Source organism: Halalkalibacter sp. HAAS-P013, assembly GCF_056619925.1.
On sequence record NZ_JBWQTU010000009.1, the window covers coordinates 60,557 to 74,806 of the forward strand.

The following is a 14,250-nucleotide window of genomic DNA, read 5'->3' on the forward strand; positions in this document are numbered from 1 at the left end:
TTTTCTTTCTGAAGTTATTATACAAGATCTTCTTAAAAAGAGCGAGAACAGGTTCATACAAGGTTTCACACAATTAAAAGGGGTTATTCCAAGAAAGATCTTTTTTGACCTTATGGAATAACCCCTGCTATATTTTGTAAAATCCTCCAAAATCAGGATCCTCTTTTCAAGGCAACAAACGAACCCTACTTCCTTCTAGTTCCTGCCCCAATGAGACAGCCCCTATAAACGTTTATTAGCTAATATCAACAATCTTAATTTCCATTTCTCCACCAGGTGTATTTACGGAAACGGTATCATTAATGCTTCGTCCCAATAAACTTTGTGCCATTGGAGAATCATTAGAGATTTTGCCTGCAGCTGGGTCTGACTCCGCACTACCAACAATCGTGTACTCTTCCTCATCTCCGTCTGGAAGCTCGATGAATTTAACCGTTTTTCCGAGAGAAACAACATTTGCTGTCCCTTCTTCCTCCTCGATCATAACGGCATTACGGATCATTTTTTCAAGTTGAGCAATACGGCCCTCAACAAATGCTTGTTCTTCCTTCGCTGAATCATACTCTGAGTTCTCCGAAAGGTCACCAAAGCTACGAGCAATTTTTATACGTTCAACGACTTCTTTACGTCGCTCCGTCTTAAGATATTCTAACTCGTCTTCTAATTTTTTCTTTCCATCCATTGTCATATAATGCTTTTTCTCTTCTGCCATGTCTTTCACTCCTCATCTACTACGATCAATAAATAAATGCATGCAATATAGATAGTTCAAATACCTATGTAGACTAAAAACTCGGATGACCGAGTTTTTATAATCGTCTCATAAAATATAGACCTGCTCTTATGCTATTACAAAATCGCTTTCTCTTCAATAATTGTGCGAATTTTAGTTACCATTAGATCAATTGCGACACGATTCTGCCCACCTTCTGGCACAATCACATCAGCATAACGCTTCGTTGGTTCAATAAACTGCAGGTGCATTGGTCTAACAACTGATGTATATTGATCAATTACTGACTCAATTGATCGACCACGATCCTCAATATCTCTTACTAGTCGTCTAATGATTCGAATATCTGCATCAGCATCGACAAACAGTTTAATATCCATCATATCACGCAAACGTTCATCCTCGAGAATTAAAATTCCTTCCACAATAATAACATCCTTTGGTTCAATGACGATAACATCATTAGACCTAGTATGTGCTTTATAATCATAGACAGGTTTTTTTATTCCTTTACCTGCTGAAAGTAATTGTAAGTGCTCTAATAGTAGATCATTATCAAATGCTAATGGATGATCATAATTTGTTTCCAAACGTTCCTCAAAGCTTAGATGACTCTGATCTTTATAATAAGCATCTTGTTCAATTAATACAATTGATTGTTCATTGAATTGATAAAAGATTTCTTTCGCTACCGTTGTTTTACCAGACCCTGTACCCCCGGCAACGCCGATAACAATAGGTTTTTTTGACATTATCTTACCTCTTTACGCATCATGTTTTGTGGATACACACGCTTATCCACTTTAAAACGAACAATTTGTAATGGATGTCTTGCAGCATCAATTTCATTACCGTATTCATCCCAAATTGTTCCGACTTTTTGAATAAAATTCGAGATTTCCGGTCCAAAAAATTCAACCTCATTACCTGTCTTAAAGTGATTTCGCTGCTGCAATGTAACCATCGATGTTTGATCGTCATAATCAAGAACTAGCCCTGCAAAATCATACTTTGTTCGTTTTGGGTGCTTCCCATACATTTGTTCTTCAAATGTTGGTTCTCCTTCAAAGAATTGTGGAGCAAAGTCACGATTCGCACACTTTTCAAGCTCATCTAGCCATGCCTTATCAATTTGGAAGTTATCTGGATCTGCACAATATGCATCAATTACTTTACGGTATACACTTGTAACCGTCGCTACATAGTGAATTGATTTCATTCGTCCTTCAACCTTTAGACTGTCAATCCCTGCTTCAATCAACTTCGGAATCGCTTGAACGAGATTTAAATCTTTTGGACTCATTGTGTATTGAGGATCGCCTTCTTCAAATAAAGCTTTCTCTCCATTTTCATTCGTCTCATATAAATCGTATTCCCAGCGACATGATTGACAGCAACCGCCACGATTTGAGTCACGAGCTGTCATATGATTACTCAAAACACAGCGTCCTGAATAAGAGATACACATTGCCCCATGAATAAACGCTTCAATTTCAATGTCTACTTTTTTCTTCATCTCAAGCATCTCTTCTAGACCTACCTCACGCGCTAGAACGACACGATGAAGTCCCTCTTCTTTCCAGTACTTTACTGCAAGCCAGTTACTTAAAGATTGTTGTGTACTTAGATGAACCTCTACCTTAGGTGCCACTCGTTTACAAGTTTCAATAATAAGTGGATCAGCAACAATAATCCCAGTAACTCCTACCTCTTGAAGAGATTGTAAATATTCTTCAAGTCCGTCCATGTTTTCATTATGCGCAAAGATATTTGTTGTCACATAAATTTTTGCACCATATTTATTAGCAAACTCGACCCCTTCTTTCATTTCCTCAATAGAGAAGTTGTCAGCATTTGATCTTAGACCAAATTCACGTCCGCCAATAAATACAGCATCTGCACCATAATGGACCGCAACTTTGAGCTTTTCTAAGCTGCCAGCTGGAGCTAAAAGTTCCGGTTTCTTTGTAATAACGCGTTTTCCTTCTTTTGTCCGTTCTGCAATAGTTTCCATCTTAATTAGCCTCCCTTCTTAATATACCGTTTCTTTAAAGAAGAACCCTGTATCAAGTTTGCGGTTTTCAGGTTGAATTTCTTCTAATTTGTTTAAATATTCCTCTTTGCGCTCTTCGTATTCGTCACGATCTGTTGCGCATAAATCAATGGCCTCACGATAGAGAGCTGTTGTTGTTTCCATATAATCCGTAGACTTTAGCAGTCCATCTATTTTAAAGCTATCGACCTCTGCATCAATCATCTCTTCTAATTCGTCAATGATACAAATATCATTCGGACTCATAATATGAGTTCCATTTTCATCTTCAAAGATTGGATAACGCGCATTTCGTTCGGGATCAAATAAGTGTAAATTCCGCTCTTTATCACGTTTTTCGACAGATAAATTTTTCCCTTGGAACTGCATATAGTTTCCAATTAACGTTCTCTTTGATTGAAACATACTTGTCATTCCATGAACTTGAACCTCTATTTCAACTTCAGCATTTTCTTTTATTTCAACAATCGCATCCATATTGATCTCTCGAGCTAAAACAGTACGTTTTGCTCCTTTACGACCCCAATAATTAGCGGTAAACCAGTTGGTTGCTGTCTGTTCAGTATTCCAGTGTAATTTCATATCAGGTGCAACTTCCCTAACTGTCATTAAAACAGCCGGATCTCCAAAAGTAATTCCATCTACACCTATTTCATGTAAAAATCGAACATAATCAGCCAACTCGTCTACTTTTTCATTATGAAAAAGAGCATTCATCGCTACATAAACTTTTTTCCCTTGATTATGAGCAATAGTTGTTGCTTCTTTAACAGCATTTCTTGAAAATCCCCCTGCTAGACGAAGACCGTATCGTTCCTCTCCAATAACAATCGCATCTGCACCAGCTGCAAACAATCGGTTTACAGCTTCCATGTCCTTTGGTGTGACGAGTAGTTCAGGTTTCTTCTCCATCATTTCACCAGCTCCTTTTAGTTCTTAATGCTTACAGCCAATCCATCTCCCACAGGCAAAATTCTTGTCTCATAATGTGGGTGATTCATCAACCATTCATTATAGCTTTTTATCTTTGTCGCTATCTTTTGCAAACGTTTATTTTCTATGTCTTCTTCTGCAACTAACCCGCGGAAGAGCACATTATCTGAATAAATTACACCACCAGTTTTCACATATTTCCCATAAAGATCGAAAAAACGCTGGTATTGTCCTTTGGCGGCATCAATAAATAATACATCAAAAGGTGGTTCTGATTCAAGTGTATGAACTAAATCAAGAGCATCACCAAACTTAAGATGAATCCGGTTTGCAAGACCAAGAGACGCAATATTTTTTTCTGCTTCATTAAAGCGTTCTTCATCTCGTTCAATCGTAATGATTTCAGCAGCAGGTAATGCTTGAGCCATTCGAATGGCCGAGTAACCAATCGCTGTTCCAATCTCAAGAATCCTCTTAGGTTCATGCAGTTTCATTTGCTGCAACAGACTTTCCATCCCGACTAAATCCATTATAGGAACATGATTAATCCTTGCGTATTCTTCTATTTCTTCAACTTGCTCACCACGTGTGGGAATGATTGATTTCAAATAATTCTCTACTCGTTTATTAATCATTTTCGCACTCCATTCTTGTCATTAAACCATAAAAAAAGGGAGTGTTCTTGAATACTTGAACACATCCCCCCCCCTGAAAAAATCCATGATCATTCTATTCTTCTTCAGCCTCTTTGGACTGGCCTTCAACCCATTCATTACGGTATCTTTGATGAGTACGGTTATGGTCTTCATACGTCTCGTTATAAATGACTTCTCCATTAAAACGAGCATAGAAGAACAAGTAATCTGTCTCTTCAGGATTCAAAGCAGCTCTAATTGAATCCTTACCTGGGTTAGCAATAGGGCCTATAGGGATTCCTGTATAACGATACGTGTTATAAGGTGAATCAACCTCTAACGCAGCATAGCTCGTCATATATAGGTGCTCACCGAGTGCATAAGAAACAGTCGGGTCTACTTGAAGCATCATGTCTCTATCTAAACGATTGTACAACACTCCAGAAATCAGATAGCGATCCTCTGATTTCTGGGCTTCCCGTTCAATAATCGATGCAAGCGTTAAAATTTCATGAACACTGTATTCACTTTCTTCAAGCTCAGCAGAAAATTCTTCTAGCACACTCTGTGTCCCGCTAAGCATAGCTTCTACTATTGATTGAATAGAAGGGCTCTCATCCATAAAGTCATAACGTGCAGGGAACAAATAGCCTTCTAGTGCATAACGAATGTCCTCTTCTAAAATGTCTTCTGTTAACATTGAGTATTGATCAATTAGCGCTTCTATATACTCTTGATCGGTTAAAACTTCCATAACTTCTTCTTCGTTATGATCCGTTTCACGGGCGATGACCTCAGCTACATCTTCAAGCCATCTCCCTTCAGGTACTGTGAAAACCAACTCAGGTTCTTGTAGTACTCTTCCTTCCTTCAATTCCGCAATAATATCATCCATTGTCATTGAAGTTGAAAGGGCATAGTCTCCAGCTTGGAACCCTGATTCATTTTTATACCGAACATAATAGCGAAACATTGTTCCGTTTCTAACAAGTCCCTCTTCCTCTAATATGGTACCAATCTGATTAGCAGTTGATCCAATTGGAATAGTCACTTGAATTTCCTCTGGGTTATCTGAATCAACAGGCCCTAGCATATTTGTTACAAAGAAATAAGCAATAATTAATGTAATGATACCTATCAAAAATAAACCAATTAAACTAAAAAAGACGATTTTCCTCACAACTCGTGCCTGAGAAACTCGCTCTTCATACAATTCATTTCGTGGTTTTTCGTGTGAATCAGACATCATTCTCCTCCTTCCACCGTTATATTATACTACATTTCGACGAAAGTTAAAGAGAAAAAGCAGTACCCTGGTTTTGGGTACTGCTTTTTCTCGAAAAAATATCGAGTTTTATTCCTCATCTTCTGGCTGGAATGTATTTAACATCTCTTCAACCATTTCCCACTCTTCATCTGTTTCTACAGGGAATAAGGCAATGTCATCTTCTTCACCTTCACGATCTTCATAGCGGAAAGCAAAAACTTCCACTTCTTCTTCATCGTCTTCATCCGCTCCAACAGGCGTCACTAAAATGTATGACTTCTCCGTTGCATCAACATGAAATCTGAATAACTCATCAAAAAGATGCTCGTCCCCATTCTCATCAGGGATTACAATTCGTTCTTTTTCTTGTTCTGTCATTTTGTTTGCACCTCTTGTAATTAGTTAGCTCTAACCTTTATGGTCTAGATACCCTTGTAAGATCATGACTGCAGCCATTTTATCAATAACTTGCTTTCTTTTTTTACGACTCACATCTGCAGAGATGAGCATTTTTTCTGCAGCAACAGTCGTTAAACGCTCATCCCACATCTTTATCGTGCACGAAACATGATTACTTAATGTATCAGCAAACAATTGACTTCGTTCACCACTAGGGCCAATCGACCCGTTCATATTTTTGGGCAATCCTATTACTATCGTGTCGACGCCATGTTCTTTAACAAGGTTGGCAATGGCTTGAAAATCCTTGTCTTCTTCATTCTCTTCACGTCTAAGAGTCGTTAACCCTTGTGCAGTCCACCCAAGTTCATCACTTAAAGCGACTCCTATTGTTTTAGTTCCAACATCTAATCCGAGTGCTCTCATCCATTCTCCTTACGGTGCTGTGATAGATAGGATTTCACTAACTCTTCAATTAGTTCATCACGTTCTAGCTTACGAATGAGTGTCCGCGCATCCTTGTGACGCGGAATATACGCAGGATCTCCTGAAAGTAAATAGCCAACAATTTGGTTAATGGGGTTATAGCCTTTCTCCTCTAGTGACTCATATACAGAAAGGAGCACCTCTTGGACATCAACATCAACCGTGTCATCATGAAAATTAAATTGCATCGTTTTGTCCATAGAGCTCATCACAAACACCTCTTTCATTCATTGCTACCTCAAAAATCTTCGTAGATTTTTAAGGTAGCTTGTCTTTTTCCATTGTACACCATTAAAGTACAATTAGGAAATTGTATTTACATATTCTTCTACAAATGCTAAAGCCGCCTCTAGCTGTGCCGGGTTTTTCCCACCTGCTTGCGCCATATCAGGACGACCGCCGCCGCCGCCGCCGCAGCGGGTCGCCACTTCTTTTACTAATTTCCCAGCGTGGAATCCTTTATCTAGCAGATCCTTCGTTACGCCAGCTACAATGTTAACTTTTTCGCCAGATACTGCACCTAAGACAATGATACCAGAAGACAAATCTTGTTTTAACGTATCAACAATCCCACGTAACCCATCCATATCTGCTGCATCGACTTTCTTTGTTAAAACTGTAACTCCGTTAATTTCAACCGCTTCATTAACGAGATTCCCAGCTTCCATATTACCCAATTTTGCTGTTAATGATTCATTTTCTCGTTGTAAATCACGAATTTGTTGCTGTGTTGCTTCTACCCTAGCAGGTACATCTTGAACTCGTTTCACTTTCAAGTTCGCTGCAACATCCTTCAACAACTGAATCTGTCCATTCATATGCTCATAGGCACCCTTGCCGGTAACTGCCTCAATACGGCGTACCCCTGCACCAATCCCTGATTCTGAAACTAACTTAAACAACCCAATTTCAGCTGTGTTGCGAACATGACAACCACCACAAAGCTCTAAGCTATAATCTCCTACTTTTACAACACGGACCGTTTCTCCGTATTTTTCACCGAATAAAGCCATGGCTCCCATTTCTTTGGCTTCATCTAATTTCTTTAGAGAAATGTCCACAGAGAGCGCATTCCATATTTGCTCATTTACGATTTCCTCTACTTTTGTCATTTCTTCAGGTGTTACTTGACCAAAGTGAGAGAAATCAAAGCGCAAGCGGTCTTCAGAAACTAACGATCCAGCCTGATTGACATGTGCACCAAGAACATCTTTTAAAGCTTGGTGTAATAAGTGAGTAGCCGTATGGTTTTTCACAATGGAAATTCTCTCTGTTTCTTCAACAATACAAGTAACATTTGTTCCTTTTTCAAGCACCCCCTCCTTTACTTGAACCGTATGAAGGTGTTGGCCATTTGGTGCTTTTGTTACAGCCGTGACCTCTGCAAGAAGGTTTTCACCACAGATTGTTCCTGTATCTGCTACTTGTCCTCCACTTTCTGCATAAAATGGGGTTTTATTTAAAATGACTTGTGCTGTATTACCTGCTGAGACATTGTCCGTTAGTTCTTTTTCAAAAACAATCACTTCCACTTTCGACTCAGATTTCAACTGATCGTATCCAACAAATGTGCTTTCGGTCGTAATTTGTCCAAGCACTTCATCTTGAACTTGCATAGAACCAGATTCTTGACGTGCTGAACGAGCACGCTCACGTTGACCTTCCATTTCACGTTCAAAACCTTCACGATCAATTTCTAATCCTTTTTCTTGAACGTATTCTTCTGTTAAATCAACCGGGAAACCGTATGTATCATATAAACGGAACACATCTGCCCCATCAATGACTTTCTTCCCTGACTGAGCAGCATCATTAAGAACCTTTTCAAGGATTGACAACCCTTCATTTAACGTTTCATGAAAACGTTCCTCTTCATTTTTAATTACTTTTTGAACAAACTCTGTTTTCTCTTTTACTTCTGGGTAGAAATCTACCATAATTTCACCAACAACCGGTACAAGTTCATACATAAATGGTCTGTGGATCGAAATTAGCTTTGCATAACGAACCGCACGGCGTAATAACCTTCTAAGAACATAGCCACGACCTTCATTTGAAGGGAGTGCCCCATCCGTCACAGCAAATGTTACCGTACGTACATGATCAGCTATCACTTTAAATGCGACATCCGTTTCTTTATCTTTCCCGTATTTCAGCCCAGAAATTTCTTCTGTCGCTTGAATAATCGGGAGAAATAAATCTGTCTCAAAGTTTGTAGGTGTATCTTGAATAACAGAAACCATTCGCTCAAGACCCATACCAGTATCAATATTTTTCTTTGGAAGTGGTGTATAGCTTCCATCTGGATTGTGGTTAAATTGAGAGAAAACAAGGTTCCATACTTCTAAATAACGTTCATTTTCTCCTCCAGGGTAAAGTTCAGGATCTGTATCATCATTTCCATAACTTGGTCCACGATCGTAGAATATTTCCGTATTCGGGCCACTTGGTCCTTCGCCAATATCCCAGAAGTTTCCCTCTAGTCGAATGATACGTTCTTCTGGAATACCAATTTTTTCTTTCCAATAATCATAAGCTTCATTATCTTCAGGATGAACCGTTACAGATAATTTCTCTGGATCGAAGCCAACCCATTTTTCACTCGTTAAAAACTCCCACGCCCACTCAATTGCTTCTTCCTTAAAATAATCACCAATCGAAAAGTTACCAAGCATTTCAAAAAATGTGTGATGACGCGCTGTCTTCCCCACATTTTCAATGTCATTTGTACGGATTGATTTTTGCGCATTCGTAATTCGTGGATTTTCAGGAATGACTCGTCCATCAAAATATTTCTTTAATGTTGCTACACCACTATTAATCCAAAGCAAGGAAGGATCTTCATGCGGTACTAAAGATGCACTAGGTTCAATGTCATGCCCTTTTTCTTTGAAAAAGTCTAAATACATTTGTCTAACTTGAGCAGATGTTAGTTTTTTCATTTTGGTCTCTCCTTATTATGTAAATGGTTTTAAAACAAATAAAAAAACCCCAATCCCAAAAAGGGACGAGAGTTTATCACGCGGTACCACCCTAATTATAGACATTTATCATTGTCTATCACTTAAACACCTTAACGCGGCTTAACGTCAGAGATTATCTGCACTCAGGAGTAGCCTTCTGAAACCCTTCACACAGTGTACTTTCAGCCAAGGTACACCTCTCTTTAGAGTGGTCTGCTTCATACTCGTTCCTTCAACGTTTTATTGCTGTATGGCTATAACATTAGAATGTTGCCATCGTCATTATAAGCACTTTATGATGCCCTTCTATTATAGAAATCCAACATTCAAATGTCAATCTTTCATAAAATGAAAACGAATATGCAGCATTGTAACTTTTCCAATCGCTAAAATAGGTACGGCTACTAACATCCCGAGAAAGCCACCTACTTCGACCCCAACTAAGAGAGCAAGGATGATTAAAGCAGGATGAAGATGAAGTGTCTTCCCAACAATGACTGGAGAAAGGATATTTCCTTCAATTTGCTGAATGACAAAGATTAAGATTATGGTCGCAACCCCCAATTGCCAAGATTGCAAAAATGCAATAATAACAGCTGGGACCGCCCCAATAAAAGGTCCAAAGTAAGGAATTAAATCCATCGCTCCCATGAACAAACCTAGTAAAATTGGATAAGGAACCCCGAGCAACCATAAACCAATTGTAGAAATAATAAATACAGATAATGACACTAACAACTGTCCACGGATGTAACTTCCAAACGTGTGGTCAACGTCTTTAATATATTTCTTTAGTGCATCTCGCCATTTTCTAGGTGTTATATACCAAGATATCCTTCGAATTAAGTCGTGATCCTTTAGGAAAAAGAAAACAAGAAAAGGGATAACGATAAAAGAAAACATTGATTTAATAAGAAAAAGTGCTGCGTTCTCAATCTGATCAAACGCACTTTCTCCCATTTGAACAAGCTGTACTCTCCACTCCTGTGTTTGAGCTTGTAACGGTGCAGGAAGAGTATTAATGTATCTTTGGAGTCTCTCTGTTTCTCTTTCTATCTCACGAATTTGTGCTGGTATTGTTTCAAATGCATGATGAATCTGTTTGATAAATGACGGAAGTCCTATCGTTAAAAAGAATCCTAATATAAAAACAATTAAAAAGAAAATAATTAGTACAGCAAATGGTCGTGATAATCCAGAATCATGCAGCCGTTCTACTAAAGGGTGAAGTAAATAAGTAAGAAGCGCAGCAATCCCAACAGGTAGCGCAAGTGCTCTAAACATCGCTCCAATAGGAGATAACAATGGCGCAAGCTGAACGAACATATAGATGATCAGTAGTGTAAGTAACGTGAAAATAAGTCGATACATCCACTTCTTCTCGTTTTCCATTATATACACCCCCCAACTTATATTTTGTGCAAGCATTTTATATCCATACAACTTGCACGCATAAAAAAAGAGAGCGAACATCACCTAAAGTTGATTAGGTTCGTACAACCCTCCTTTACTTCTATTTTCGACATGCTCGCTTTTGTATTATTTGTTTGACTACATACCAATTTGAAGGTCTTCGTCTTCAAACAAATCATCCAACGAGCTTAATGAACCATCTTCTTCCACTTGGTGCATCGACAATCTTCCTTTTAATAAACTCATCTCTACAAAACAGTTCCAGCAATAATATTGGTTCGTACCGATCTTTCCGATATCTTTGCTCTTACAATTTGGACAATGCATGGTAAAAAGACTCCCTTCTATTCTAGAGACTACTGAAAGAGGTCATTTTTTCTTTTTTTCAGTAGCCCCTTACTATAAGCGATCCTGACGTTATAGGTTAAACCTGCTATAAATGGTTATCATAGCAGGCCCCCCACATCACGCAAAGCCAATGCAAGTTTTTAACAGGTACTGAAAAAAGATTTGTTTGCCTTTTACAGTCGTTTCTATTCGTTTAGAATGGCTCGCCCTCCAGCAATGGTTAGCTTAGAATCACTTTTCACAACTCTTCGCCCTTCTACTAGATCGGCTACCAATCCTTCCGTTACTTCATACCCTACAATCGTGCCCACTTCTTCCAAGAAATATACGTCCTCAAGCAGTCCTAACTTTTCTCCTTCTGCTGTTAATAACGCTGTACCATGAAGACGGTGCTTTCCGTGTTTTAAATGAAAAGCTTGTTTTTCCTTTTTAGACAGAGGTTGCAAGGCATGGTAGTCTTTTACCATTACACCATCCGTTCCAATATTAGTTATGTTCTCTACTGGTAAGAATAAGTGTTTTGTAAACCATCCTTTTGGATCGACAAGAAATCCTGTTACTGCTCCATTTTCATAAAACAAATCCAATACATGTCCACATTCTTTTCCCGTTGAAAGCGAAAGGACTGGTAATCCTTCAACTGTTGAAAAAGTACGCAAAAAAATCGCCACCTTTCCGAACAATCTTAGTGTGTGGCGATTTTTTCTTCATTATGTTGGTTATCTTCTTCCACTTGTCTCGGGCAGTTGTTGTAACTTTTCTTGCAGCATTGAGTTTCGATTCATTTCATCTTTTTGCGTAACGGCCGTGTGTATGGCTTTTAAGTCTCCACATAAGAGAAGAAATTGTTTAGCTCTTGTAATGCCCGTATAGAGCAAATTCCGTCTTAACATTCTTGCATAATTTCTAACAACAGGCATCACAACGATCGGAAACTCACTTCCTTGAGCCTTATGGATTGAACAACAGTACGCATGAGTGATTTGATTTAAATCCTTTTTTAGATAAACAACTTCAGTTCCATCGTAAGAAATCACTAATTGATCCTGCCGCTCTTGATTCTCCTTTGCATAAAAAATACCTACAATTTCACCGCGGTCACCGTTATAGACGTTTTCATCAGGGTTGTTCACTAGTTGTAATACGATATCACCTGTTCGATAAACAACATCACCAAAAGCGATTTCTCGTCTTTGGTCTGTTTTTGGATTGAATAAGTTTTGCAGCATGACATTTAATTCTGTAATACCTGCACTTCCTTTATACATAGGTGCTAGTACCTGAATCTCTTTCGCTGTATACCCTTTTTTCATTGCATTTTCACAAATTTGCGAAACAACTTGCTGGACATGATCAACTTGGCAAGGAAAAAAACGACGATCGGATTGAGGCTCAGGTAAATTGGCAGGCATTGTCCCTTGTTTCATCGAATGAGCAAGCTCGATAATGGACGATCCTTCAGCTTGACGGTAAATGTCCACTAAAGGAACGGTCGGAATGATCGTTGATTCAAGGAAGTCACGTAACACTTGTCCTGGTCCGACAGATGGCAATTGATCTTGATCACCTACTAATACAACCTGCATACCTTTTGGTACTGCCTTTAACAACTGGTTCATTAGCCAAATATCAACCATTGAGCTCTCATCTACAATGAGCAGTTCCCCTTCAAGTTGTTCATGGTCGCCTTTTTCAAATCCACCACTTCCCCCTTTCCAACCGAGTAACCGATGGATAGTTGTCGCAGGAAGTTCTGTCGCTTCACTCATTCTTTTAGCGGCTCTTCCAGTTGGAGCAACAAGTAAAATTGGGAAGGGATTGCTCTTCGTGTATGCTTTTTCATCTAAAGAGAGACCGTGCAAACGCGCATAAAGTTCAACAATTCCTTTAATAACGGTTGTTTTCCCTGTTCCTGGTCCCCCAGTTAGTATCATTAAAGGGGACGATAATGCCGTTTGGATTGCTTCTTTTTGTGACGGAGCATATTCTAATTTTTGTTCTTCTTCTAACTGTCCCAACGCTTTTAAAAATTCAGCTTCAGGAAATTCCTCCTCAACTTCTTGGCTTAATAAGCGCTGAACACTTGTCACAATTCCTTTTTCGGCAAAAAAGAGCGACTTCACATAAACTCGATTGTCTTCTGAACAAATCTCATCCTCTTCTTGCATAAGGAGAAGCTGCTCTTCAACTTCTGTAACTTCAAGCTTACAATCATGTGAGGATAATAATGATATGACATGAGGAACGAGTACATCTTTGGAAAGAAAGACATGTCCTTCTTGAAGACAGAGTTCCTGAAGCAAATGCAAGCAACCAGCACGAATACGGTCTGGATGTTTTCCAGTGATACCAATTGCTGCTCCGAGTAAATCGGCTCTTCTAAAACCAATCCCTTCTACATCAGCTATTAATTGATACGGATTGGTTTGAATTATATCAAGAGCTTGAAGACCATATGCTTGATACACTTTCATCGAAAGTTCTACTCCAAATCCATGTTTAGATAATGTCATTAGGACTTGTTCGACCCCTTGTTGATCGACTAGTTGTTCATATAAAGAGTCTGCTTTCTCTTTTGATAACTTAGGAACAGCCGTTAAAACTGAGCGATCTTCCACGATTCGTGTAATCGCCCGCTCCCCAAGTACTTCAACAATCGTTTCAGCTGTTTTTATTCCTATTCCCGGAAAGCGCCCACTCGACAAGTATTGAACGATGCCATGCTTCGTCTGAGGTAAGTCTCTTCTAAATTGTTCAACTTGATATTGAATCCCAAACTTAGGATGATCAATCACCCGGCCAAAAAACAAAAATGTCTCATCTGACTCTAATTTCGGAAGAGTACCGACAACCGTGACTTTTTTATCCTTTAGCTCTTCATTTGTTTGTTGGACATGAATAAGAGCAACCGTATAGAAATTCTCATCATTTCGAAACACAATGTGGCTAACTGTCCCTTTAATAAAACCGCGTTCAATTGAATTCTCTTCTTCAGGCAAGATCGTCTCTTCTTTCACATG

At 38.9% G+C, this 14,250-nt stretch carries 14 protein-coding genes and 1 other annotated feature; all 14 genes read right to left on the reverse strand.

The window, feature by feature from the left end; translation table 11 throughout:
* Positions 1–235: 235 nt before the first annotated feature.
* Positions 236–712 carry a transcription elongation factor GreA gene (gene greA, locus AC1FXP_RS13425; protein WP_480062180.1) on the reverse strand — a complete coding sequence of 159 codons (477 nt, stop codon included), beginning with the start codon at positions 710–712 and terminating at the stop codon, positions 236–238.
* A 137-nt stretch (positions 713–849) separates the two neighbouring features.
* Positions 850–1,485, reverse strand: coding sequence for a uridine kinase (gene udk / locus AC1FXP_RS13430; RefSeq protein WP_250095826.1), 636 nt, complete (start codon positions 1,483–1,485; stop codon positions 850–852).
* Positions 1,485–2,747, reverse strand: coding sequence for a peptidase U32 family protein (locus AC1FXP_RS13435; RefSeq protein ID WP_480062182.1), 1,263 nt, complete (start codon positions 2,745–2,747; stop codon positions 1,485–1,487). Before AC1FXP_RS13435 ends, udk begins: the two co-directional genes overlap by 1 nt.
* 18 nt (positions 2,748–2,765) lie before the next feature.
* Complete coding sequence (locus tag AC1FXP_RS13440) at positions 2,766–3,698, reverse strand: peptidase U32 family protein (protein WP_480062456.1); 933 nt, start codon at positions 3,696–3,698, stop codon at positions 2,766–2,768.
* Between the two features lie 17 nt (positions 3,699–3,715).
* On the reverse strand, positions 3,716–4,354 hold the full coding sequence (locus AC1FXP_RS13445; protein WP_480062184.1) for an O-methyltransferase: 639 nt from the start codon (positions 4,352–4,354) through the stop codon (positions 3,716–3,718).
* Positions 4,355–4,448: 94 nt separating this feature from the next.
* Positions 4,449–5,600, reverse strand: coding sequence for an endolytic transglycosylase MltG (gene mltG / locus AC1FXP_RS13450; protein ID WP_480062186.1), 1,152 nt, complete (start codon positions 5,598–5,600; stop codon positions 4,449–4,451).
* 108 nt (positions 5,601–5,708) lie between these two features.
* Positions 5,709–5,999, reverse strand: coding sequence for a DUF1292 domain-containing protein (locus AC1FXP_RS13455; RefSeq protein WP_250095831.1), 291 nt, complete (start codon positions 5,997–5,999; stop codon positions 5,709–5,711).
* Positions 6,000–6,029: 30 nt separating this feature from the next.
* On the reverse strand, positions 6,030–6,446 hold the full coding sequence (gene ruvX, locus AC1FXP_RS13460) for a Holliday junction resolvase RuvX (protein WP_480062188.1): 417 nt from the start codon (positions 6,444–6,446) through the stop codon (positions 6,030–6,032).
* Positions 6,443–6,715, reverse strand: coding sequence for an IreB family regulatory phosphoprotein (locus tag AC1FXP_RS13465; RefSeq protein ID WP_034625184.1), 273 nt, complete (start codon positions 6,713–6,715; stop codon positions 6,443–6,445). The genes ruvX and AC1FXP_RS13465 overlap by 4 nt, the downstream gene beginning before the upstream one ends.
* A 93-nt stretch (positions 6,716–6,808) precedes the next feature.
* Positions 6,809–9,448: an alanine--tRNA ligase gene (gene alaS, locus AC1FXP_RS13470; protein WP_480062190.1), complete on the reverse strand. Its 2,640-nt coding sequence runs from the start codon at positions 9,446–9,448 to the stop codon at positions 6,809–6,811.
* Positions 9,449–9,506: 58 nt separating this feature from the next.
* Positions 9,507–9,714: a binding site (T-box leader), on the reverse strand.
* An 88-nt stretch (positions 9,715–9,802) separates the two neighbouring features.
* Positions 9,803–10,861: an AI-2E family transporter gene (locus tag AC1FXP_RS13475; protein WP_480062192.1), complete on the reverse strand. Its 1,059-nt coding sequence runs from the start codon at positions 10,859–10,861 to the stop codon at positions 9,803–9,805.
* A 159-nt stretch (positions 10,862–11,020) separates the two neighbouring features.
* Positions 11,021–11,209, reverse strand: a complete 189-nt coding sequence (locus AC1FXP_RS13480) for a hypothetical protein (protein ID WP_034625190.1) — start codon at positions 11,207–11,209, stop codon at positions 11,021–11,023.
* Positions 11,210–11,415: 206 nt separating this feature from the next.
* A complete protein-coding gene (locus AC1FXP_RS13485) occupies positions 11,416–11,889 on the reverse strand; it encodes a PRC-barrel domain-containing protein (protein ID WP_480062194.1) in 474 nt (157 codons plus the stop codon).
* A gap of 60 nt (positions 11,890–11,949) precedes the next feature.
* Positions 11,950–14,247: an SF1B family DNA helicase RecD2 gene (gene recD2, locus AC1FXP_RS13490; protein ID WP_480062196.1), complete on the reverse strand. Its 2,298-nt coding sequence runs from the start codon at positions 14,245–14,247 to the stop codon at positions 11,950–11,952.
* Positions 14,248–14,250 lie beyond the last annotated feature (3 nt).